Here is a 23029-nt window from a genome sequence, read left to right as displayed (position 1 = left end):
TCCGGACCGCCGCGGTGACTCCACCCCGTCGCGACGCGGAGCGCTGCGGGGCAGGACGGTCAGCCCGCGCACCGTCCAGTACCACCTGGGCAAGGTGTTCGCGAAACTGTGCATCTGTCCGCGGGCCCAATTGGCCGACGCCCTGCCCCGCGACACCGCGCTCGCCCGGCCGTCGGGGCCGTGAACGCGGCGCTACTTCCGGTACCGCTCGATCTCGCCGACGGCCGTCCGCGCGAATCCCGCCACGTTGCGCGGGCAGCGCCAGCCGGATCCGGGGTCGGGATCGCCGCCCTTCGTGTCCATGTCCTCCCACGTGTAGTCGGAGCTCCCGGCCAGCAGCGACAGCAGCATCTCGAAGGATTCCAGGTGCGTGTACAGGTCCTCGTCGCACGGATGGCCCGCGTGATCGCACGCGGCCTGTGCGAGGGCCGGGTCCGTAGCGACGGCCGTCAGGGCTGCCACGACCCGTCGCGCCACCTCCGGTTCCGCGTCGTGCATCGCATGGCCGTGGGTCCACACGAGGCCCAGGGTGTAGAACGCCGTCACATCCGGGTCATACGGCCGGGCGGACCGCGCCCTGTCGAGCCGCTCCACGCAGTCCAGCAGGGTCTCGTCGTGCTCCCCGAGGAAGTAGCCCTGCCATATCGACTCCCAGTCGTCGATCAACTCGTACGCGTCAGACGTCATGATCACTGGAGACGTCCGGCGGGGGGCACCGGTTCCCGGCCCGGTCACAGCGCTCGGGGCCGGGTTACCGCGGCTGCGCCAGCCACTCGTCGAAGGTCGTGGGCGCGATGCGGGCGTCGTCGCCGGGCAGGAGTACGTCGCCGGCCATCTCCGGGCCCAGCACCGACGACCACGTCGGCACGAGCTTGACCGTGTGGCCGCGCGCGTCGTTGGTGCGCCGGGCCATGTCCACCAGGTCCTGTGTCTCGGGGCCGGCGACGTCGCGGTGGCGCCCCTGGGGTGGGCCGGTGGCGATCTCGGCGAGGATGCCGGCCACGTCCGCCGGGGCGATCGGTTGGACGAGCAGCGGTGGGATCGTGGCCACGCCGTCCTGCTCGGTCCAGCCCGTCACGGTCGCGGCGAAGTCGTGGAACTGGGTGGCGGGAACGATCGTCCACGGCACCGGGCCCGCGGCGACGAGGCGCTCCTGCTCACGCTTGCCGGCGTAGTGCGCGTTGCCTTCGACGCGATCGGCGCCGACGATCGTGAGCAGCACGTGGTGACGGACCCCGGCGCGTTCCTCGGCGGCCAGCAGGTTCCGGGTCGTGGTGCCCAGGTACGCCACCGCCTGGTCCCGGTCGGTGGCCTCGGTACTCGTGGTGTCCACGACGGCCTCCACGCCGGTCAGGGCGGCGTCCAGGCCGTCCCCGGTCATCAGGTCCACGCCCAGTGAGCGGCTGATGCGTACGGCTTCGTGTCCGGCCTGTTCCAGCGCGGTGACGGTGCGGGCTCCGATGTTCCCGGTCGCCCCGGCGACGGCGATGCGCATGGTGGGTCTCTCCTCTGTCACTCGGCCCAGGGCTGGAATCCGGTGTCGAGGACGCCTTCGAGAGCGGCGCGGAGCCGGGCCGCCCTGTCCTGTCCGAAGCTCTCCTCGAACCGGGACTGCACGGTTCGCCAGTACGGGAGGGCCGCCTTCATCCGGGTGAGGCCGTCCTGGGTGAGGGTGACGATACGAGCCCGGCGGTCTGTCGGCGAAGGTTCGACGGTGACGAGGCCCTCGCGTGCGAGTGGTTTGAGATTGGTGGCCAGGGTGGTGCGGTCCATGGCGATCATCTCGGCGAGGCTCGTTATGGTGATCTTCTCCTGGGTGCTGAGCTTCTGCAGGATGCTGAACTGCGTCGCTCGCAGACCCGTCGGGGCGAGCGCCTTGTCATAGGTGGCGCCGAGGTACCGGGCCGCCTTGCGCAGCGCCAGGTTGTTGCACAGCTCCACGGGGTCCGTCTCGGGGCGGGTCATGATCTCCTCCGGACACCGGAGTCTCCTCCGGACACCGGCATCCGCGTACGAGTATATGCGCCTAACGGCTGCGGTGCCCAGTGCGGAGCCGATCGGCGTTCCGCTGCCTGCCCGCGACGCCCCTCCGGCCGGGGCGTAGGCTCGAAAGGCGCCCACGGCGCCGTCGACTCCGCCGCACGTCCATGCGTGCGCGGCTTGTGTGCCTCGTACAGGAGGTGTCCTGCCGATGACACCGAGCGATCTCGTCCTGGTCACGGGCGCGGGCGACGTGGGCCGCGGTGTCGTCGAGAGGCTGCGGGCGCGGGACGTCCCCGTGCGCGTCATGGTGCGCCGGGACGACGACCGTGCCGCGCGCGTGCGCGCCCTCGGCGCGGACGTCGTCCTCGGTGACCTCACCCGCCCCGAGACCGTCGCGCCCGCCCTGGAGGGCGTCGGCAGCATGTACTTCGCCATGCCCGTGTCGCCCGACCACCTGCTCGCGGCGACCGTCGTGGCGAGCGTCGCGCGGGAGTACGGCGAGCTGGGCGCTCTCGTCGGCATGTCACAGATGACGGTGTCGCAGATGACCGCCACCAGCACGGCCGAGTCCCACCAGCAGCGGCTGCACTGGCTGGCCGAGCAGGTGCTGAACTGGTCCGGGCTGCCCGTCGTACACATCCGGCCGACGTCGTTCCTGGACAACCCGCTGTTCACCACGCTGCCGGCGCGGACCATCCGCGAGAACGGCACGATCGTGCTGCCGTTCGGAAGGGGGCGCACCTCGCCGATCGCCGTGGACGACGTCGCCCGGACGGTCGCGACCGTGCTGCGGGACCCCCTGCCCCACGTGGGGCACGTCTACGAGCTGACCGGGCCGCGCACCGTCGACATGACGGAGATGGCCGAGGCCTTCTCGAAGGCGCTGGGGCGGCCGGTGTCGTACGTGGACGTGCCGCTCGACCGGTGGCGCGAGGAGGTGCTCTCCAGGATCGGCCTGCCGCCGCACGTCGAGCAGCACATCGTCACCATGTGCCGTTTGCACCGGGAGAACCGGTACGACCGGGCGTCCGGCGACGTCGAGCGTCTGACCGGCGCCCCCGCCCGGACGATCGAGGAGTTCGTGGCGGCACGCAGGGACTTCTACCTGGGCTGAGGGATGCCTCGTGCGGCTCGCCGCCGGAGGGAGCCCCACCCCCGCCGGCAGCCGGTTCAGGAGGGCGGTTCCGTGCCGGCCTGCTCGCTGACCATGTACCGCGCGTACCAGTCGGGCCAGTCCGGGTCGTCCGCGCCGATGCGCGCCTCGTGCTCGCCGTGCGCCGCCGCGGCCCGCCGCAGGGCGCTCGCCAGGTCGTCGGCCGAGGCGAAGGAGGTGGTCGCGGGGTCCAGCCGCCCCGGGAGCCGGGTGGTGATCTCCTGCAGGAACCAGCCGTTGCCGTCCGGGTCGTCGAAGGTCAGGTAGGAGCCGTAGCTGCCGCGGTCCGGGTCGGGGCCGGGCACCCGGGCCTCGGTGCCGGCGTGGTGGAAGATCCCGCCGGCGTCGTGGAAGACCTCGCTCGGGTCGGCGCCGCCTCGCGTCAGTTCCTCGTGGGCGGCCTCGATGTCGTCGACGATCAGGTACAGGCCGTGGGCGGAGCCCGGGGGCCGGTCGGTGACGGATGAACCGAAGATGACCGACGCCGGGGAACCCGGCGGGGTCACCTGCACCACCCGGAAGTCCTCCTCGGGGGCGAAGTCCGCGTCGAGCCTCCAGCCGAGTGCGGTGTAGAAGTCCTTGGCGCGGTCGACGTCGGACACCGGCACCACGACGAGCTCCAGTTTCATGTCCATGGCTTGGGCCTTCCGTCTCAAAGGGGGATATCGGGCCTGGCGGAGTTGTTCGCCGGCGCGCACGCCCGCGGTCAGTGGGCCACGAACTGCTGGCCGCCGTCGATGTCGTACGTGGCGCCGGTGAGGGCGCCGTTGGTCATGATGTGCAGTGCGAGGGCGGCGACGTCCGCCGGTCCGACCACCCGGCCGATGGGCAGTGTCCTTCTCAACTCCTCGCGGCGGGCCTCCAGTCGGTCACCGAGGAGGGAGGCGGACAGCGGGGTGTCCACGAACCCGGCCGCGATCAGGTTGACCCGGACCGGGGCGACCTCCAGTGCCAGGTTGGCGGTGAGCGCGGGCAGCGCGGCGGTGAGGGCGCCCGTCACGGCCATCCCGGCGGCGGGCCGGCGACCGCCGGTGCCGCCGATGAACAACAGCGTCCCCCCGGCCCTGACCTTCTCCCGGCTCGCCCGTGCCACCGCGAGCAGCATCGCGATGCGCCCGCCGAAGTCCCGCCCCGCGTCGGTCAGGTCGAGTTCGGCGAGGGGGGTGTACGCCGGGCTGCCCGCCGTGACCATCACATGGTCGACCTGCCCGGGCAACTCACCGAGGAACCGCTCCAGACGGACGGTGTCCCGGGCGTCGAACGCGGCGGTGCCCCGCGGGTCCAGCTCGTCCGCCGCCCGCCGCAGACGTTCGGCGTCGCGCGCCACGAGCACCAGCTCGCCGCCGGCCGCACGCACCTGGCGTGCGGTCTCCAGGCCGATGCCCGAGCTGCCTCCCACCACCACGACCGTCTGCCCGGCCAGTCCCGCGCGCGCTCCGCCGGCGCCTGCCTCGGTCGCGCTCACGGCGTGGCACCGCCGTCCCGGCCGTTCACGACGTCGACGAACTCGTCCGTGGTGAGGACGGCGTGGGCGTACAGAGGCGCGTTGACGTCGAACGTCGCCGTCATCTCCTCCCAGCTGAAGGCGGCGATGGCGTCACGGACCAGGGTCACGTGGTAGCCCAGCTCCTGGCCGAAGCGTGCGGTGGTGTCCACGCAGGTGTTGGCCCGCATGCCGATGAGCACGACGTTCCGGATGTGGTGCTGCTTGAGCAGGAAGTCCAGGTCCGTGTTCGCGAAACCGCTCGACGCCCAGTGCTGGCGCGTGACGAACTCGTCCTCGCGGGGCCGGAGGTCGGGGTGCCACTCGGCTCCCCAGCTACCCGCGGCGAAGATCTGCTGTTCCATGACGCGTCGCTGGGCCGGGGACGGGTGGTCCCACGTGACGTAGTCGTTCGGCGTCGTCTGGTGATGGGGCACGATGAAGACGCGGAAGCCCCGGACGCGGGCCGTGGCGAGCATGGTGCGCATGTGGTCGAGCAGGCCGACGCCTTCCGCCACTTCCTTCCCCCGCGGCCACAGCTTGCCGCCCTCGGAGAGGAAGTCGTTGTACGGGTCGACGATCAGAAGGGCGGTTCGGTCCGGGGAGTACAGCGCTTCGGAGGTCTCAGAGGTCATGGCCAGTTCCCATCCGGCCGGCGCACGGGCAGACCCGGAGCCGGCTGCCGCGGGCCTCCGGCTCGGAATCCTCAGTCTGTCACTCGTCCCGTCGAACGGCATCCGCGCCGACGGGCCGGGCGAGCCCGACCGGGGGCGATGCCGACCGCGGGAGGCCGGCCGCAGGGGAGCCGCCCCGGTACGCTCCGTCACCGGCGGCGGGCTCCCCTGACAGCGCACCCGTGCTCTAGCGTGACGTCGGGAACGTGACCGACCCGAGGAGCGACATGACCGACGTCCTGAGCCGTCGCGCACTGAACCGGGCCACCCTGGCCCGGCAGTTGCTGCTGGAGCGGGCGCGGACGTCCGTCGCGGACGCCGTGGAACGCCTGCTCGCCCTGCAGGCCCAGCAGCCGAGTTCGCCGTTCCTCGCCCTGTGGAACCGGCTGGCCGGCTTCGGCGCCGACGACCTGCGCACGGCCCTGGACAAGCGCGAGGTGGTCCGGGCCACCTACGTCCGGGCCACCTTGCACCTGCTCAGCGCCCGCGACTACCTGGCCTTCCGCGCGCTGGTGGAGCCCTCCCTGGTGGCCGCGGCGGCCGGTGTCACCAAGCGGATCCCCGGCCCGGAGATCGACCGGGAGCGCCTGGTGGCCGTCGCCCGTGGCGTCCTCGACGACGGTCCGCTGGACTTCGCCGCCATCCGGGAGCGGATGCTGCGCGAGTTCCCGGGCGCCAGTGACCGGGCACTCGGGTACTGCGTGCGCATGAACCTGCCGCTGGTCATGGTGCCGACGGCGCACCGGTGGGCATTCCCCGCCTCCAGCGAGGTGACCATGGCCGGCTCCTGGCTCGGCGCGGAGCCGGCCGGACAGAGCTCGGCGGAGGACTTCGTCCGCCGCTACCTGGCCGCCTACGGCCCGGCCGGCCCCGCCGACCTGCGCGAGTTCGGCTGGCTGAAGGCGGCGGACGTGTTCGAACGGCTCGCCCCGGAGCTGCGCGCGTTCACCACCGAGGACGGCCAGGTGGTCTACGACCTCCCCGACGCGCCGCGCCCCGACCCGGACACGCCGGCGCCGGTCCGCCTGCTGCCGGAGTTCGACAGTCTGGTCCTCGCCCACAAGGACCGGAGCCGGATCGTCGGTACCGAGTACCGGCCCCGGCTGATCACCAGGAACCTGCGGGTGCCGGCGTCCTTCCTGTGGGACGGGTTCGTCGCCGGCACCTGGGCCACGACCCGGCGCAGGACGGCGGTGACCCTCACCCTGACCCCGTTCGAGCGCCTGCCCGCCGAGGCCGTGCGGAAGCTGGGTGCCGAGGCCGAGCGGTGCTGGAGTTCACCGACCCGGACATCGACAAGCGGGACGTGGTGGTGGCACCGGTCGCATGACCCGGCACCGGGTCTTCAGGACGGAACGCGCAGGCCGCGGTGGCGGTCGGGGTTCACGACCGTGGACAGGCCGTTGAGCAGGAGGCGCGTGCCGCCGCGGAGGTGGGCGGCGTCCTGGCTGCCGTCTCCGGTGGGCACGAGCCAGGTGTACTGCTCGGTCCAGGTCAGGCGGGAACCCGCCGGCTCGTCGGCGAGTTCGACGGTGACGAGGGAGATCCAGCGGCGGCTGCCGTCGACCTCGGCCTCGTAGACGTAGACGATCCGGGTGTCCGGCACGATGTCCAGGAACCGGGAGCGGTAGGCGAGGTGCTCCTCGGTGTCGCCGGAGACGAAGACGTTGCGGGCGCTCTCTCCCGCGCCGACCCGGAAGTCCAGTTCGTGCCGGGCGGTCGAGGAGCCTCCGGGGAGGCGGAACCAGCGGCGCCGCAGGGACGCGTCGGCGAAGCCGCGGAAGACCTCGGACCGGGGCACCGTGAAGTCCAAGTCAAGGCAGAACGAGCCGTGTTGGGCGCTCATTCGACGAACCTAACACGCACGACGGCCACGGGCGACGGCACCTTCGGGCACCGCCCTCAGCGCATCCGGCCCGTCGCGCGGCCCGCCAGCAGGTCGCGGAGCTCGCGGGCGTTGCGGCGGCTGACCGCGAGCACCCGGTCGCCGATCCGTACGCTCACGTTGCCGCCGTCCAGGCGGAGTTCCTCGATCCGGCCGAGGGCGACGAGCCGGCTGCGGTGGATCCGGACGAAGCCGCGCGAGCGCCACTGCTCCTCCAGGGTGGACAGCGGTATCCGCACCAGGTGGCTGCCCTGGCCGGTGTGCAGCCGCGCGTAGTCGCCCTGCGCCTCGACATGCGTGATGTCGGCGAGGGGCACGAACCGGGTCACCCCGCCCAGTTCCACGGGCACCTGGTCACCGAGGGCGGGGGCCGCGGGTGCGGGCGGCAGGGGGGCGGCCGGGCGGGGGCCCTGCCCGGCCCGGACCAGCTCGGCGACCCGCCGTACGGCCTCGGCGAAGCGTTCCTTGCGGAGCGGCTTGAGCAGGTAGTCCACCGCCTTGAGGTCGAAGGCGCGCACGGCGAAGTCCTCGTGGGCGGTGACGAAGACGACGAGCGGCGGGGCGGCGAACCCGCCCAGCAGCCGGGCCAGTTCGAGGCCGCTGAGGCCGGGCATGTCGATGTCGAGGAAGACGACGTCGAAGTTCTCCGTGCCGTCCGGGCCGTCCGCCATGGCCCGGCTGAGCCGGCGCAGCGCCTCGGTGGCCTCCAGGGCGGGCACGGCGGTGCCGACCCGCGGGTCCTCCCCCAGCAGGTAGACCAGTTCTTCGAGCGCGGGTTCCTCGTCGTCCACGGCCAAGACGCGCAAGGGCGCGTCGGTCACCCTCATGTGCGGCGGCTCCTCTCGTCCTCGACCGCTCTCCCATGGTGGTCCCGCCGGGGGGCGCCGTCGAGATCGCGGACCGCGGTGTGTCCCGGCCGTGACCAGGCCATGATCCCCTTGTCCGCGTATCGACCGTCATGAGGAGGCCCGGTGGCACAGCTGAAGCCCGAGGAGTGGGACGCGCACTATGCGCGCGGCGGCCGGTTCCGGCCCCTGGGCCCCGCCGAGCGCCGGCTGCTCGCCGAGCACGTGCCGGCGCCGGCGGGCGGGCGCTGCCTGGACGTGGGCTGCGGGCTCGGCGAGCTCGCCCGGCACCTGGCCGGGTCCGGGTACCGGGTGGACGCCGTGGACCGGTCCGCCGTCGCGCTCGCCGAGGCCCGCGGCGCCGGCGGGACCGGGGTGACGTACCTGCGGCTGGACATCGAACGCGACAGCCTCGACCGGCTCCCCCACGCCGCCTACGACCTGATCACCGTCCGGCTCGGCTGGGCGTTCGTCCGCGACCGCACCCGGGTGCTCGGCCGGCTGCGGGAGCGGCTGCGTCCCGGCGGCGCACTGTGCGTGATCACCCCGGTCGTGGACGCCGTACCGGAGCGGGAGCGGGGCGTGGCCCTGGACGAGGAGGAGATCGGGTCGCTGTGCGCGGGCTGGGAGTCCGCCGGGCGGTACGACGCGGACGGCCTGGCCCTGCTCGTCCTGCGCGGCCCCGCTCCCGCCGAGCTGGTCTGCGCCGGCAAGGGCCGGCCCGCTCCGCACGCCCTGACCGGTGCCGGTGTCGTCGTCACGGATGCGGTGGGGCGGGTGCTGCTGGGCTGGTCGGTGCGGGGCGTCTGGGAGTTGCCCGGCGGCAAGAACGAGCCGGGCGAGGACTTCGCCGCGGCGGCCGTGCGGGAACTGGAGGAGGAGACGTCCCTCCAGGCCGATCCCGCCGGCGCGCGGGTGCGGGCGGTCCTGATGGACTCCGTGGACGGCATGCCCCGGGTGACGGCCGCCGTCCAGGTCACGGCGTTCACCGGCGAGCCGGCCGTCACCGAACCACGGCTGATCCGCCGCTGGGAGTGGCACGAGCCCGCCGACCTCCCCGGCCTCGCCCAACCGCTGTTCACGCCGAGCGCGCACGTCCTGGACACGGTGTGGCCGGGCCTGCTGCCCGGCCTGCCACCGGTGCACCGGTACCCGGTCGCCCAGGGCTGAGTCCCCGCCCGGCACGCGGGCCCCACGACCGTCTCCGACGCGCCGGCACGCGGTCGCCCAGGCCGCGCGCCTCAGTCCGGCAGCACCAGCCGGGCCGTGTCCCCCGGCCCCACCGGTACCACGCGGTCGCGCAGGCGGACGTCGATGGGTGAGCGGTCGGAGTCCGGTACGGCAATCTCCAGCAGGCCGCTGCGCAGGCGCAGCCGGACGCCCCAGTGGCCGCGGTAGCGGATGCCGAAGCCGTAGGAGGACAGCTCGGGCAGCGGGACCGGGTCGAGGCTCAGGCCGCCGCCGCGGGCCTCCAGGCCGGTCAGTCCCCGCTGGACGAGGTCGAGCGTGCCGGCCATCGCGCCGAGGTGGATGCCCTCGCCGGTGGTGCCGCCCTGGAGGTCGGCGATGTCGCCGCGCAGCGCCTCCTGGACGAAGCTCCAGGCGTCGGAGCGGCGGGCGCGGGCCAGGATCCACCCGTGGACCAGGCCGCTGAGGGTGGAGCCGTGACTGGTGCGGTGCAGGTAGTGGTCCACGGTCGCGAGCCAGGTGTGCTCGTCCAGGTGGTACCCCAACTGCTGGAACAGGAAGCGGAGTTCGGGCGGCGGGAACAGGTAGCCGAGCATCAGCACGTCGGCCTGTTTGGACGCCTTGTAGCGGTTGACGGTGTCGCCCTCCGCCTCCAGGATGCGGTCCAGGCGCCGGATGTCGGCGTACCGCCCGCGGTAGCCCGCCCAGTCCAGTTCGGCGAGGTCGCCGTAGCCGTCGAACTGGCTGATCACCCCGTCGTGGAAGGGGATGTGCAGGCGGCGGGAGACCTCCGTCCAGCGGGCCGGTTCGTCCTCGCCGAGGCCGGTCAGCTCGGTGAGTTCCCGGCGGCGCGGCTCGGGCAGGCCGTGCAGCAGTTCCAGGGCACGGGTGAGCACCCAGGCGGCGGTGACGTTGGTGTACGCGTTGTCGTCCAGGCCGGGCCGGGCCGCGCCGGGGTAGGCGTCGTGGTACTCGTCGGGGCCGACCACGCCCCGGATGCGGTACCGGCCGAGGTGGTCGTCCCAGGTCGCCGACTGCCCCCAGAAGCGGGCGACCTGGAGGAGCACCTCGGCGCCCTCGCCGTGCCGGAACTCGATGTCACCGGTCGCCTCGCAGTACTGCCAGACGTTGTAGGCCACGGCCGAGCCGACGTGGTGCTGGAGCCGGGAGTGGTCCGGCAGCCAGCGGCCGGAGCGCGGGTTGAGGTGCAGTTGCTGGGTCTCCTCGCGGCCGTCGCTGCCGCTCTGCCAGGGGTAGAGCGCGCCCCACCGGCCGATTTCGCGGGCCGCGTGGCAGGCCGCGTCCAGGCGGCGGTGGCGGTAGCGGAGCAGGGCGCGGGAGACCTCGGGGAGGTGGAGGTTGAGGTAGGGCAGGACGAAGAGTTCGTCCCAGAAGACGTGGCCCCGGTAGGCCTCGCCGTGCAGGCCGCGGGCGGGGACGCCGACGTCCAGGTCGGCGGTGTGCGGCGAGAGGGTCTGGAGCACGTGGAACAGGTGCAGGCGCAGGATGCTGCCCGCCTCGCCGGGCACGTCGAGCGCGGTGCGCCGCCACAGCTGCTCCCAGGTCGCGCGGTGGGTCTCGCGCAGTTCGTCGAAGCCGGGGGCGTCACCGACCCGGTCCACGGCCGCGCGCAGCGGGTCGCTGATGGCCGGGTCGCGGGAGGTGTGAAGGGCGACGGTCTTGTCGACGGTGACGGTCCGGCCGGGCGGCAGGGACAGCTGGAGCCGCTGGACGGCGCGGTGGGCCTCGTTGGCGTGGGTCACCGGCACCCCGGCGGTCAGCCGGGCGGCCAGTCCGAAGCCGATGCCGGAGGTCCGGGTGCGGCAGCGCAGCCAGACCGTGCCGGCTGCGCTGGTGCCGACCTCGATGTGGCTGAGGTGCCGGCCGTCCAGGTCCCGGTAGCGGGCGACGCCGGAGTTGGTGACGCGCCCGTCGAGCGCGGCCTCGACGTCCAGCTCGACGGCGCAGCCCTCGGTGGTGAACTCGGTGCGCAGCGCGGCGAGATGGGGGTCGGCCAGGTGGACCAGGCGTACCTGCCGGACGAGGAGGGTGGCGTCGGGGCCGATCGGGTAGCGGGTGCGGCGTTCCAGCAGGCCGGGATCGAGGTGGAGCACCTGGTGGTGCTCGGTGACGGGCACGGTGTCCGGGGTGAGCCAGTCCCCGCCGGCGGGCCGGAAGCGCAGCGGCAGCCAGTTGGGCAGGTTGACCATGTCCTCGTTCTCGATCCGGCGCCCGGCGACCTCGGAGGTGAGCCGGTTGTAGCAGCCGGCCGCGTAGGTTCCCGGGTAGTGCACGTCGTCCGCGGTGCACTCGGGCAGCGCCCCGCGCGTGGCGAAGTAGCCGTTGCCGAGGGTGCACAGGGACTCCCGCAGGCGTTCCTCCGCGGGCCGGTAGCCGTCGTACTCCCAGACGTGCTCCCAGAGGTACTCCCATGGGTACTCCCAGGGGTGTTCCCACGCGGGTCCCGTCACCGTCACCCCTCGGACAGCAGGCCGGCGAGGATCCGGTCGGGGGTGAGGGGGAGGGTGCGGAAGCGGATGCCGGTGGCGTGGTGGACGGCGTTGCCGAGGGCGGCGGCGGTGCCGACGATGCCGATCTCGCCGATGCCCTTGCTGCCCATGGGGTTGAGGTGGGTGTCGTGTTCGTCGATCCAGTCGGCCTCGATGGCGGGGACGTCGGCGTGGACGGGCACGTGGTAGGAGGCGAGGTCGGCCTCGGGGAAGTCGCCGAACGCCGGGTCCAGGGTGCTGTGTTCGGTGAGGGCCATGCCGAGGCCCATGACCATGGCGCCGGTGAACTGGGAGCGTGCGGTACGGGCGTTGAGGATCCGCCCGGCGGCGAAGATGCCGAGCAGCCGGCGCACCCGGATCTCGCCGGTGACGGTGTCGACGGCGACCTCGGCGAAGTGCGCGCCGAACGCGTGCCGCGCGTAAGGGCTTTCGGCGTCGGCCGTCCCGGTGGTGTCGGCGCGGACGATGTGGCGCTCGCCGGACGGCGGGGAGGGGTCCGCGGCGAGCCGGGTGCACGCCTCGTGCACCGCCCAGCCCCAGGAGGCGGTGCCCATGGAGCCCCCGGCCAGCGGGGCCGGCGGCAGATCGCTGTGGCCGACCTCGGTGCGCACCCGCTCCAGGGGCACGCCGAGGGCGTCGGCGGCGATCTGGGCGAGGACGGTACGGGCGCCGGTGCCGATGTCCGCCGCGTTGACCCGTATGACGAAGGTGCCGTCGGGGCGGGCCTCGGCGGTGGCGGTGGACGGGGCGACCTGCACGGGGTAGGTGGCGGCGGCCACGCCGGTGCCGATGAGCAGCGGGCCCTCGCGGCGGACGCCGGGCCGCGGGTCGCGGCCGGCCCAGCCGAAGCGGCGGGCGCCCTCGCGCAGGCACTCCACGACGTGCCGGCTGCTGAACGGCTTGCCGCTGCCCGGTTCCCGCTCCGGTTCGTTGCGCGCGCGCAGCTCCACCGGGTCCACGCGGAGCGCGTCGGCCAGTTCGTCCATGGCGGACTCCAGGGCGTACATGCCAGGTGCCTCGCCGGGCGCCCGCATCCAGGAGGGGCTGGGCACGTCCAGCGGCACCACGTGGTGGGCGCTGCGCAGGTTGGGGGTGGCGTACATGACGCGGGAGACCACCCCGGCGTATTCCACGAACTCCTTCACGCGGGAGGTGTGCGTGGTGACGTCGTGCAGCACGGCGGTGAGCCGGCCGTCCGGGTCCGCGCCGAGCCGCAGCCGCTGCACGGTCGGGGCGCGGTGGCCGACGACGGTGGGCAGGTACCGGCGGGGGTAGGCCACGGTGACGGGCCGGCCCGTGTGCCGGGCGGCCAGCGCGGCGAGGACGACGTCCGGACGCGGGGTCCCCTTGGAGCCGAAACCGCCGCCGACGTGCTCGGCGACGACGGTGATCCGCTCCTCGGGCAGCCGGAAGAGCTGGGCGAGCACGGACCGTACGGTCGTGCCGCCCTGGCTGGAGGTGTACGCGGTGAGCCGGTCGCCGTCCCAGTGGGCCGTGCTGGTGTGCGGCTCCATCGGGTGGTTGTGCAGCGGCGGCACCCGGTAGGTGACGTCGACGCGGACCTCGGCCGCGGCGAAGGCGGCCTCGGGATCGCCGTGCTCGACGCGGCCGGGCTGCCCGCCCGCGTCGTCCGGGTCGTAGGCGCCCGGGTGGCCCTCGACGGGCCCGGTGTCGTGGGGTGCGGTGGCGTACGTGACCCGGACGGCGTGGGCGGCGGCGCGGGCGGTCTCCAGGGTCTCGGCGACCGCCAGGGCCACGCACCAGCCCCGGTGCGGCACGTCCGGGTTCTGGAGCACGGCGAGCGTCGCGTCCTCGGGTTCGGCGAGCCGGGGCGCGTCGAAAGGGGTGAGGACGGCGAGGACGCCGGGCAGGGCGAGGGCGGCCGAGGTGTCGACGGCGGTGACCCGGCCCCGGGCGACCGCGGCGGGCACGGGCCAGGCGTGGACGCGGCCGGGCAGGGTGTACTCGGCGGCGTAGCGGGCGGCGCCGGTGACCTTCTGGCGTCCTTCCCGGCGCTCGGCGGGGGCGCCCAGGGCGGAGCCGGTCGTGCCGGTCATGGGTCCTCCGGTCTTGTGAGGGTCAGGCCACTGCCGGGGCCGGGGCGAGACGGTTCAGGACGTCCAGGGCGAGGTTGCGGGCGAGGGACACCTTGTAGGCGTTGTCCCGCAGCGGCTCGGCGTGCGCCAGTTCGAGGGCCACGGCCCCTTCGAAGGCGGGCGGGGTGGCGTGGGCGCCCAGCAGGGCAAGCTCGGTGTGCCGGGCCCGCCAGGGCCGGTGGGCGAGCCCGCCGAAGGCGACGCCGACCTGGTCGACGACACCGTCCGCGACCCGCAGCACGACGGCCACGGAGGCGAGCGCGAAGGCGTACGACGCCCGGTCGCGGGCCTTGCGGTAGGCGGACGGAGCACCGGCGGTGGCGGCCGGGAGAAGCACGCCGGTGATCAGTTCGCCGGGGCGGATCCAGGTGTCCCGCTCGGGATGCTCGCCGGGCAGCCGGTGGAAGTCGGCCACCGGCAGGCGCCGGGTGCCGTCGGTGCCGTACAGCTCGACCTGGGCGTCGAGGGCGGCGAGGGCGACGGCCATGTCGGAGGGGTGCGTGGCGATGCACTGCGCGGAGTGGCCGAGGACGGCGTGGTCGCGGTGGACGCCGTCCCGGGCGCCGCAGCCGCTGCCCGGCTCCCGTTTGTTGCAGGGTTTGCCCAGGTCCTGGAAGTAGGGGCAGCGGGTGCGCTGGAGCAGGTTGCCGCCGGTGGTGGCCGCGTTGCGCAGCTGTGCGGAGGCTCCGGCGAGGAGTGCCTGGGACAGGGCCGGCCAGCGCGTCCGGACGCGCGGGTCGGCGGCGAGGTCGCTGTTGCGGACGGTGGCGCCGACGCGCAGGGAGCCGTCGGGCAGCTCCTGGATGCCGTCCAGCGGCAGCCGGCCGATGTCGATGAGGAGGGCGGGCCGCTCGACACCGAGTTTCAGCAGGTCGACCAGGTTGGTGCCGCCGGCCAGATAGCGGGCGCCGGGCTGGGCGGCGTAGGCCTCGACGGCCTCCTGGACGCTGGCCGGCCTGAGGTATCCGAAGCCGTTCACTCAGATCACGTCCTCGATCGCCTCGACGATGCGCGGGTAGGCGCCGCAGCGGCACAGGTTGCCGCTCATCCGTTCGCGGATCTCGGGCCGGTCCAGCGGCACGGGCCCCTCGGTGGGGGCCGCCGGGTCGGTGACGTGGGAGGGGTGGCCGGCCGCGGCCTCGGCGAGCATGCCCACCGCGGAGCAGAGCTGGCCGGGGGTGCAGTAGCCGCACTGGAAGGCGTCGCGGTCCAGGAAGGCCCGCTGGAGCGGGTGCGGCTCCTCGCGGTCGCCGCCCAGGCCCTCGACGGTGGTGACCTCGCTGCCGTCGAGGGTCACGGCGAGCAGCAGACAGCTGTTGAGGCGGCGCCCGTCGACCAGCACGGTGCAGGCACCGCACTGGCCGTGGTCGCAGCCCTTCTTGGAGCCGGTGAGGTCCAGGTCCTCACGCAGCAGGTCCAGCAGGACGCGCCGGTGGTCGACGCGCAGGGTGTGGGGTTTGCCGTTGACCCGGAGGGTGACCTCGGAGTGGTGGGATGCGCTGGTCATGGCGGGGGATGACCTTCCGGACGGACGGTGGAGCCGTGCAGACCGCGTATCCAGGTCACGCCGGGTCACACGTCCGGAAGGTCATCTCCTTCGCTCACGGATAGCGGACGAGGTTCGCGACGTTGGTCGTCGCGTTGGACGGTCCTCCGGTGTTGTTGATGACGTGACTGATGGTGCCGGTGCCGCCGAGGGAGACGGTCACCATGCTGGTGAAGCGGACGTTCGGGTTGTCCGGTGCCTCGATGGCGCGGGCGGCCGTCACGCTCGGGTTGACGTTGAAGTAGCAGTAGCTGCCGAGGCCGTACGCCTGGTGGCTGGTGACCGAGTCGGCGACCTTGTAGGCGGCGTAGCCCTGCGTGGAGCCGTTCATCCAGGCGGCCTGGTTCGGCGGGTCGTACGGCATCTCGTTCTGGTAGAAGTACGTCCGGCCGCCGTTGCCGTTCCAGACGGTCTGGTACTTCTGGAAGTGCTCGACGAACAGCCCGTACATCGTCACGTCGTCGCCGTTGACCACCAGGCCGGTGTCGGCGGTGTTGCTGGTCCAGCCGACGCCGCTGCCGTGGTCGGCGCGCCAGATCCACATGTGGTCGCCGATGACGTTGTCGCTGTTGACGACGAGGCTGGTGGCGGCCTTGCCGACGCCGGCGCCGCCGACGCGGAAGTACACGTCGTGCAGGGAGGTCGGGTCGGCCGCGTGGGAGGCGGTGGAGCCGGCCGGCCCGACCTCGACCAGGGTCTTCGAGCTGGTGGTGCCGGCGTCGAAGAGCAGGCCCGCGATCTTCACGCCGTCGACGTCGGCGACGGACATCGCGGTGACGCCGTTGTCCGGGACGAAGGTGGCGAGTCCGAGACCGAGGACGACCGTGTCCGGTCGGGTCACCTGCAACGTCTGGTCGAGGTGGTAGACGCCGGGCGTGACCAGCAGGTTCTGGCCGGCCGCCAGGGCCGCGTTGATCTGTGCGGCGGTGGCGCCGGGCTTGACGACGTAGAACTGGCTCAGTGGCAGCGAGGTGCCGGCCGGGCTGCCGCCCGCCCAGCTCGTCGCGGTGGAGCTGGTGCGCACGGACGGCACGAACACCTGGTAGTTCCCGGAGCCGTCGACGTACAGGAACGGCTTCTCCCGGGTGACCGGGCTCTGCGCGACGGTGGTGTACGGCGGGTTCGGGAAGCTGGTGGCCGGGACGCCCTGGCTGCCGACGAACACCATGTTCCAGTTGGAGCCGGTCCAGCTGCCGAGCTGGGAGTTGCGGGTCAGCCACTGCTGCTGCGAACCGGAGTTGACCTGTCCGTCGACCTTGCTGTCGGCGAGGTAGCCGCCGGAGGACCAGCCGCCGTCGTCCAGGGCGAGGTTGCCGCGCAGGTGCATCCGGCGGTACGCCGCCGCCTGCGAGACCGCCCAGCGGTCGCCGCCGCCGGTGGGGTTGACGGACAGGTTCTCGGCGCCGCGCCAGAAGTTCTGGGTGGCGTTGCCCTGGAACCAGTCGGCCTCGGCGTGCACCGCGCCGTTGACCGTCACCGCGTCCGGGGTCAGGCCGAGGCCGAGCACCTGGGTGTAGAAGCCGACGTTGACGTTGGCGTTGTAGGCGCCGGGCTTGAAGAGGACGGCGTAGCGCTGGGAGCCGAACTGGTTGGTCTCCTGCTGCTTGAAGATCGTGTCCAGCTTGCCCTGGATGGTCGAGGAGGACATCGACGGGTCGAAGACGACGACGTTGGGGCCGAGGTCGGGGTTGCTCGTCGACTGGGTCACGGGGACCACCTGGAAGCGCTGGGCGGCGGTGCCGTTGCAGGTGTACTGCACGAACTGCACGCTGTCGGCGAGCGAGGCGCCGGGGTCGTCCAGGCACTTGCCGCTGTTGCGGTTGACGAAGTGGAAGGCGCCGCCGCCGTCGTCCACGGGCAGCCACTGCTGGTTGGCGCCGCCGCCGTAACTCCACAGGTGGACCGGCGCGTTGTCGGCCGTGGAGACGTCGGCGACGTCGGCCACCTGGTTGGTGTCGTTGCGGTTGTTGATGCGGACGTAGCCGCCGCCGGCGTCGGTGAAGCTCCACTGCTGGGCCGTGGTGCCGTTGCAGGCGTACTGCTGCACGGCGGTGCCGTTGGCGGTGGCGGCGGCCTTGGCGTCGAGACACCTGCCGCTCGCGGCGTTCACGACCGTGGCGAAGCCCGTGGGCAGGACGGCGGCCCCCGCGGTGGCGGCGGGCGCGGGTGCCGCCGCGAGCAGCGTCGCGGCGAGGGACAGAGCGGCGAGCGAGCCCGCCGCCGGGAGAGGTCTGGCCATATGGGCGGGTGGCCTTTCGGGTGGGGGGACCGCAGACCCAACAGCCGGGGGACATTCGGCCGTTGGGACCTGCGGGGCTTTGTTTAAGGCGTGAAACTAAAGGTACGGACCACTGCCGTCAAGGGGTGGAACGGGAAACCGCGCCCGGAGCCCGGAGCGATTGCCGATGCCGGTAGGGTCGGGCGCGTGGGGGAACAACCGCAGGCCCTGGAGGCCGTGGACTGGGCGGCGTTGGAGCACAACTACGGGTCCGCCGACGACGTGCCGGATCTACTGCGGCGGTGTGCCGGGCCGGACCCGGACGACGCCGAGGACGCGTCGTCCGACCTGCTCAACCTGCTCTTCCACCAGGGCGGCTGGATCTGCCCGGCCGCCCCGGTCGCGCTGCCGTTCCTGCTCCGCCTGGCCGCGCGGCCGGACGTGCCGTGCCGGCGCGGGCTGCTGGAACTGGTGGCCGTGCTGGCGCACGAGGCCGGGCGGGTCGCCGACCGGTTCCTGGACCCCGGCTGGCCGCCGGCGTGGGAGGCGGCGCTCCCCGGCGTACTCGCCCTGCTGGACGATCCCGACCCCGTGATCCGGCGCGCCGCCGCCGACGTGGTGGGGTCCTGCACCAGCCCCGGTGAGCTGACCCTGCCCGCGCTGCTGCGCCGCTGGCGGGCGGAGGCCGACCCGGTGACCCGTCTTGACCTCGTCCTCGCCCTCGGCCGGGCGGCCCTGCGCGAACCGGCCGGAGCCCACGCCGACGAGGCCCGCCGCCTCCTGAGCGACCTGCTCGACGACCCCGAGGCCCAGCTCCGGCTGGCCGCGGTGCACGCCCTCGCGCCCGCCGATCCGGGGCTGCCCGCACGCCGGCTGGACCTGCTGCTGCACGCGGTACGGGATCCCGGCGTCGCCCTGTGGCGCCACAGCAGCACGGTGGAGGCCGGGGTGCAGGGCGTCCACCACTGGACCGCCGGGCTCTTCGCCGCACCGTCCCGCGACTTCACCCTCGGCCTGCTCGCGGACCATCCCGACGACGAACAGCGGATCGGCGCCCTGGCCCAGGCCGGTGCGCAGCTGGCCCGCCGGCGCTCCCCGGCCGCCGTGCTGCTGCCGGCCGTCGCCGCGCGGCTGGACGACCCCTCCCCCGAGGTCCGCTACCGGGCGGCCGAGCTGCTCGCCTGTCTGGGCCCGGCCGCCGCGGCGCACGCGGACGAGGTCGCCGCGCTGCTCGACGACACCGGCACCCGGTCCACCCGGGGGCGCGAGACCGTCGCCGAGGCCGCCGTGTGGGCGCTGGCCCGGATGAACGACCCCCGCTGCGTGCCGGGCCTGGCCGGGCTGCTGACCGGCGAACGCTCCGGGTTCACGGAGGGCTCGGCGTACTTTCCCGCCGAGGACTGGCACACCGTGGCGCTGCCCGCGCCGGACGAGGTCCTGGTGCTTGTGGCGGACCACGCCGAGGAGTTGCTGCCGGCGCTCCGCGAGCGGCTGGACACCGCGACGGAGCCCCAACTGCTGCGCGGGCTCTGCCAGGTCGTCGCCGCGTGGGGTCCGGTGGCAAAGGCGGCGGTGCCACGGCTGCTCGGCCTCCTTGCGGACGACCGGACCTGGACGGCGGCGGCGACGGCCCTGGCGGGCGTCGGCCGGGCGGGCTCCCCTGCGAGGGAACCGCTGGCGGCCCGGTCGGCCGGCGACGGCGCGGACGCGGACCTGGCGGCCTGGGCGTACTGGAAGGTCACCGGCGAACCCGGCCCGTTCCTGGAACGGCTCGGGCCCACCGTTACGGGGCACCTCCCGCACCGCACCCTGTGCCGACTGGCCGACCTCGGCCCGCACGCCGCCCCCTGGGCGGACCGGCTCCGGGCGCTGACCGCCGACCGCGAGCCCTGGGTCCGCGTCGAGGCGGCCCACGCCCTGTGGGCGGCGACCGGCGACACCGCGCACACGGTGCCGGTGCTGACCTCGGCCGTGCGGGACCTGGCCGAGGGCGCGTACCTGCCGGTCATGCTCCCCGCGGTGCGGTACCTGGCCCGCATCGGCCCCGCCGCCCGGCCGGCCGCCGACCTGCTGCGCGGGGTGCCGGACCGCGACGAGCGGCTGCGCCGCTCCGGCGGCTGGCGGGGCTTCGTCGAGGACGAGGAGATCCGGGCCGCCGTCGACGCGCTGCTCACCGAGGGGCGCGCGGGGTGAGAAGCGCGGTCCCTTCCAGGGCTCCGCGGTGGCTGTTCCGGCCGTGCGCCACCTGCCACGACCGCGCGAGGGTGCCCCGCACCGGGGCCCGGGCGCCGGTGGGGTGACCGACGGGCCTCGCTCGACCCCCGTCACCCCCCTGCGCCGTCTCGTGACGACCCGGGCGCGCCCTCACCCCGCCGCGGGCGCCCCCGCCTCCACGGCCCCCGGCTCGACCGCCCCCGTCTCCGCCGTTTCCGCCGTTTCCGCCGTTTCCGCCGTCTCCGCCGTCTCCGCCGTCTCCGTCGGTTCGCCGCGCCCCGCGAACTGCGTGCGGTACAGCTCGGCGTACCGGCCCTCCGCCGCCAGCAGTTCCTCGTGCGTGCCGCGTTCCACGATCCGGCCGGACTCCACGACCAGGATCTGGTCGGCGGCACGGACCGTGGACAGGCGGTGGGCGATGACCACGGCGGTGCGGCCCTCCAGGGCCTCGGTGAGCGCCTCCTGGACGGCAGCCTCGGAGGTGTTGTCCAGGTGGGCGGTGGCCTCGTCCAGGATGACCACCCGCTGGCGGGCGAGCAGCAGCCGGGCGATGGTCATGCGCTGGCGTTCGCCGCCGGAGAGCCGGTAGCCGCGTTCGCCGACGACCGTGTCCAGGCCGTCGGGCAGGGACCGGACGACGTCGGCGAGGCGGGCCCGGCCGAGGGCGTCCCACAGCTCGTCGTCACCCGCGTCCGGGCGGGCCAGCAGCAGGTTGGCGCGGACGGTGTCGTGGAAGAGGTGGCCGTCCTGGGTGACCATGCCGAGCGTGGCCCGCAGGGAGGCGAAGGTGAGGTCGCGGACGTCGACGCCGCCGACGCGGACCGCGCCCGCGTCGACGTCGTACAGGCGCGGCAGGAGCTGGGCGATGGTCGACTTGCCGGCGCCGGAGGAGCCGACGAGGGCGACGGTCCGGCCGGGTTCGGCGCGGAAGGAGATGCCGCGCAGCACCTCGGTGCCGCCGCGGGTGTCGAGCGCGGCGACCTCCTCCAGGGAGGCGAGCGAGACCTGGTCGGCGGCGGGGTAGGAGAAGCGGACGTCGTCGAACTCGACGGCGACCGGGCCGTCGGGGACCTCGCGGGCGTCCGGCTTCTCGGCGATGAGCGGCTTGAGGTCGAGCACCTCGAAGACCCGCTCGAAGCTGACGATCGCGCTCATCACCTCGACCCGGGCCCCGGCGAGCGCGGTCAGCGGGGCGTACAGACGGGTCAGCAGCAGGGCGAGGGAGACGACCGCACCGGGTTCCAGGGTGCCGCGCAGCGCGAACCAGCCGCCGAGGCCGTAGACGAGGGCCAGGGCGAGGGCGGAGACCAGGGTGAGGGAGGTGATGAAGACCGACTGGGCCGTCGCCGTGCGGACGCCGATGTCCCGGACGTGGGCGGCCCGTGCCGCGAACTCCGCCGACTCCTCCTCCGGGCGTCCGAACAGCTTGACCAGGGTGGCGCCGGGGGCGGAGAACCGCTCGGTCATCCGGGTGCCCATGGCCGCGTTCAGTGCCGCCGCCTCGCGCTGCATGCGGGCCATCCGGCTGCCCATGCGGCGGGCGGGCAGCACGAACACCGGCAGCAGGACGAGCGCGAGCAGGGTGATCTGCCAGGACAGGGTGAGCATCACGGCGAGCGTGAGCAGCAGGGTGACCAGGTTGCTGACGACGCCGGAGAGGGTGTTGGCGAAGGCCCGCTGGGCACCGATCACGTCGTTGTTGAGACGGCTGACCAGCGCGCCCGTACGCGTACGTGTGAAGAACGCGACAGGCATGCGCTGCACATGATCGAACACAGCCGTTCTGAGGTCGAGGATGAGTCCCTCCCCGAGCGTCGACGACAGGCGGCGGCCGAGGATGCCGAGCCCCGCCTCCGCGAGCGCCACGAGCGCGATGAGCAGGGAGAGCCGGACCACCGTGCCGGAGTCGTGCCCCGCCACGATCGCGTCGACGACGCGGCCGGCGAGCACGGGGGTCGCGACCGCGAGCAGGGCGGTCACCACCCCGAGCAGCACGAACCGGACGATGCCGGCGCGGTGCGGGCGGGCGAAGGCGGCGATACGGCGCAGGGTGGCGCGGGCGAACGGGCGACGCTCGGACTGCGCGTTCATCACGCTGTGCAGCTGCGTCCAGGCGGTGGTCTCCATACTCATGGAAGAGACCGTAGAACCTCAAGGTTCGTTGAGGTCAATGTCCGCGACGGTTCACCCACTGTTGGGACGCCCCGGAGAGCCTGTGCGGATGTGACTGCCGTCCCCCTCCCCCGCCGGCGCCCGCCCCGACGCCTCCCCGTCCGCCAGGTGCTGTGCCTGGTGCCGCTCGTGCTCGTCGCCGTGGCCGCCGTACGGCACCGCTCGGTCCTCGCCGAGGGCTTCGGCCACCTGCGGACCGCTTCCTGGCCGTGGCTGCTCGCGGCGGCCACGGCGACCTGCCTGACCTGGGTGGCCGCCGCCGTCACCCGGCAGGGCGCGGTGCTCCAGCCGCTGCCCAAGGGACGGCTGCTGGCCACCCAGTTCGCGGCGGCCGCGGCCAACCACCTGCTGCCGACCGGGCTCGGCGCGGGCGCCGTGAACCTGCGCTTCATGACCGTGTGCGGGGTGCCGCCGGCGCGTTCCTCGGCCGCGCTCGCCCTGTACCTGCTGGCGGAGTGCGTGGGCCGGCTCGGGCTGCTCGCCGCGCTGCTGATCGCGTTCCCGGACGCACTGCGACTCGGCCTCCTGCTGCCGGACGGCTCGGCGCTCCCGCTGCTGCTGGGCGCGGCCGGCCTGCTGGTCGTGGCGGGGGCCGTGGCGGCGCTCGTACGACCGCTGCGCACGCGCGTGTCCGCGTTCACACGGGACGCCCTGGACGAGGCCCGGTCGGTGCACACCCGGCCGGCCCGCGCCCTGGCGCTGTGGGGCGGCTCGCTGGCCTTCCCGGCGCTCCAGGCGGCCGGACTGGCGGCCGTCGGGCAGGCGCTGCGGCTGCCGGTGCCGCCCGCGCACATGGTGCTGGCCTACCTCGCCGCGACGGTCGCGGCGGCCCTGGTGCCCACGCCCGGCGGGCTGGGGTCCGTGGAGGCGGCGCTGATCGTGGCCCTGGTCGCGGTGGGCGGCCCGGCGGCGGTGGCCACGGCGGTGGTGCTGGCCTACCGGATCATCACCGTGTGGCTGCCGCTGGTGCCGGGGGCGCTGACGCTGGGCGCGCTGGTGCGGCTGAAGGTCATCTGAGGCACAGTGGCCCTTCGAGCCGCCCCCGCCAGAAGGAGCACCCAC

Annotated in this window: 18 protein-coding genes and 1 pseudogene; 5 read left to right on the top strand and 14 right to left on the bottom strand. The window is 73.9% G+C overall.

The genetic code is table 11. From position 1 onward, the window contains the following. Positions 1-192: 192 nt before the first annotated feature. From OO52_RS20755 to OO52_RS20745, 3 genes are all read right to left on the bottom strand, one after another. The gene (locus OO52_RS20755) at positions 193-687 is read right to left on the bottom strand and encodes a hypothetical protein (protein WP_158712533.1); all 495 of its coding nucleotides are present in this window, start codon (positions 685-687) and stop codon (positions 193-195) included. 64 nt (positions 688-751) lie between these two features. Next, positions 752-1495, bottom strand: a complete 744-nt coding sequence (locus OO52_RS20750) for an SDR family oxidoreductase (RefSeq protein WP_030657292.1) — start codon at positions 1493-1495, stop codon at positions 752-754. Between the two features lie 17 nt (positions 1496-1512). Beyond that, positions 1513-1965, bottom strand: a complete 453-nt coding sequence (locus tag OO52_RS20745) for a MarR family winged helix-turn-helix transcriptional regulator (RefSeq protein ID WP_030657291.1) — start codon at positions 1963-1965, stop codon at positions 1513-1515. Between the two features lie 226 nt (positions 1966-2191). Here OO52_RS20745 and OO52_RS20740 point away from each other — a divergent pair, with 226 nt between their 5' ends. After that, positions 2192-3097, top strand: coding sequence for an NmrA family NAD(P)-binding protein (locus tag OO52_RS20740; protein WP_030657288.1), 906 nt, complete (start codon positions 2192-2194; stop codon positions 3095-3097). Between the two features lie 56 nt (positions 3098-3153). Here OO52_RS20740 and OO52_RS20735 read toward each other — a convergent pair whose 3' ends face one another. From OO52_RS20735 to OO52_RS20725, 3 genes are all read right to left on the bottom strand, one after another. Further along, positions 3154-3771 (bottom strand): VOC family protein, encoded by a 618-nt coding sequence (locus OO52_RS20735; protein ID WP_030657285.1) that lies wholly within the window; start codon positions 3769-3771, stop codon positions 3154-3156. 71 nt (positions 3772-3842) lie between these two features. Beyond that, positions 3843-4601, bottom strand: a complete 759-nt coding sequence (locus tag OO52_RS20730) for an SDR family oxidoreductase (RefSeq protein WP_030657283.1) — start codon at positions 4599-4601, stop codon at positions 3843-3845. Next, on the bottom strand, positions 4598-5254 hold the full coding sequence (locus tag OO52_RS20725) for an isochorismatase family cysteine hydrolase (RefSeq protein WP_030657280.1): 657 nt from the start codon (positions 5252-5254) through the stop codon (positions 4598-4600). Before OO52_RS20725 ends, OO52_RS20730 begins: the two co-directional genes overlap by 4 nt. Positions 5255-5520: 266 nt before the next feature. On the opposite strand from OO52_RS20725, the pseudogene OO52_RS20720 reads away from it, so the two are divergent. Continuing rightward, positions 5521-6504: pseudogene (locus OO52_RS20720) on the top strand (winged helix DNA-binding domain-containing protein); the annotation flags it as partial. Positions 6505-6638: 134 nt separating this feature from the next. On the opposite strand, the gene OO52_RS20715 reads toward OO52_RS20720, so the two are convergent. Continuing rightward, positions 6639-7139, bottom strand: a complete 501-nt coding sequence (locus OO52_RS20715; protein WP_030987460.1) for an SRPBCC domain-containing protein — start codon at positions 7137-7139, stop codon at positions 6639-6641. A gap of 56 nt (positions 7140-7195) precedes the next feature. Beyond that, entirely contained in the window at positions 7196-8005 is an 810-nt protein-coding gene (locus OO52_RS20710; protein ID WP_030657277.1) for a LytR/AlgR family response regulator transcription factor, read from the bottom strand. 144 nt (positions 8006-8149) lie between these two features. On the opposite strand from OO52_RS20710, the gene OO52_RS20705 reads away from it, so the two are divergent. Further along, positions 8150-9193 (top strand): bifunctional class I SAM-dependent methyltransferase/NUDIX hydrolase, encoded by a 1044-nt coding sequence (locus tag OO52_RS20705; protein ID WP_030657275.1) that lies wholly within the window; start codon positions 8150-8152, stop codon positions 9191-9193. Between the two features lie 71 nt (positions 9194-9264). Here the strand turns inward: OO52_RS20705 and OO52_RS20700 are convergent, their stop codons facing one another. The 5 genes from OO52_RS20700 to OO52_RS20680 form a co-directional block, all read right to left on the bottom strand. Further along, positions 9265-11688 (bottom strand): glycoside hydrolase family 65 protein, encoded by a 2424-nt coding sequence (locus tag OO52_RS20700; RefSeq protein WP_030657271.1) that lies wholly within the window; start codon positions 11686-11688, stop codon positions 9265-9267. Further along, positions 11685-13778 carry a xanthine dehydrogenase family protein molybdopterin-binding subunit gene (locus OO52_RS20695; RefSeq protein ID WP_030657269.1) on the bottom strand — a complete coding sequence of 698 codons (2094 nt, stop codon included), beginning with the start codon at positions 13776-13778 and terminating at the stop codon, positions 11685-11687. Before OO52_RS20695 ends, OO52_RS20700 begins: the two co-directional genes overlap by 4 nt. A gap of 22 nt (positions 13779-13800) precedes the next feature. After that, positions 13801-14796 carry an FAD binding domain-containing protein gene (locus OO52_RS20690; RefSeq protein ID WP_030657267.1) on the bottom strand — a complete coding sequence of 332 codons (996 nt, stop codon included), beginning with the start codon at positions 14794-14796 and terminating at the stop codon, positions 13801-13803. After that, positions 14797-15324 (bottom strand): 2Fe-2S iron-sulfur cluster-binding protein, encoded by a 528-nt coding sequence (locus tag OO52_RS20685; protein WP_030657264.1) that lies wholly within the window; start codon positions 15322-15324, stop codon positions 14797-14799. 94 nt (positions 15325-15418) lie between these two features. Beyond that, a complete protein-coding gene (locus OO52_RS20680; protein ID WP_030657262.1) occupies positions 15419-17602 on the bottom strand; it encodes an RICIN domain-containing protein in 2184 nt (727 codons plus the stop codon). A gap of 186 nt (positions 17603-17788) precedes the next feature. On the opposite strand from OO52_RS20680, the gene OO52_RS20675 reads away from it, so the two are divergent. Next, complete coding sequence (locus tag OO52_RS20675) at positions 17789-19774, top strand: HEAT repeat domain-containing protein (protein WP_030657260.1); 1986 nt, start codon at positions 17789-17791, stop codon at positions 19772-19774. A gap of 171 nt (positions 19775-19945) precedes the next feature. Here the strand turns inward: OO52_RS20675 and OO52_RS20670 are convergent, their stop codons facing one another. Continuing rightward, on the bottom strand, positions 19946-21928 hold the full coding sequence (locus OO52_RS20670) for an ABC transporter ATP-binding protein (RefSeq protein ID WP_167347957.1): 1983 nt from the start codon (positions 21926-21928) through the stop codon (positions 19946-19948). A 90-nt stretch (positions 21929-22018) separates the two neighbouring features. Between OO52_RS20670 and OO52_RS20665 the strand changes: the two genes are divergently transcribed. Continuing rightward, a complete protein-coding gene (locus tag OO52_RS20665; protein WP_051819020.1) occupies positions 22019-22984 on the top strand; it encodes a lysylphosphatidylglycerol synthase transmembrane domain-containing protein in 966 nt (321 codons plus the stop codon). Positions 22985-23029 lie beyond the last annotated feature (45 nt).

The organism is Streptomyces flaveolus (genome assembly GCF_000716535.1).
GTDB lineage: Bacteria > Actinomycetota > Actinomycetes > Streptomycetales > Streptomycetaceae > Streptomyces > Streptomyces flaveolus_A.
This window is presented reverse-complemented; position numbering and strand designations above follow the sequence as displayed.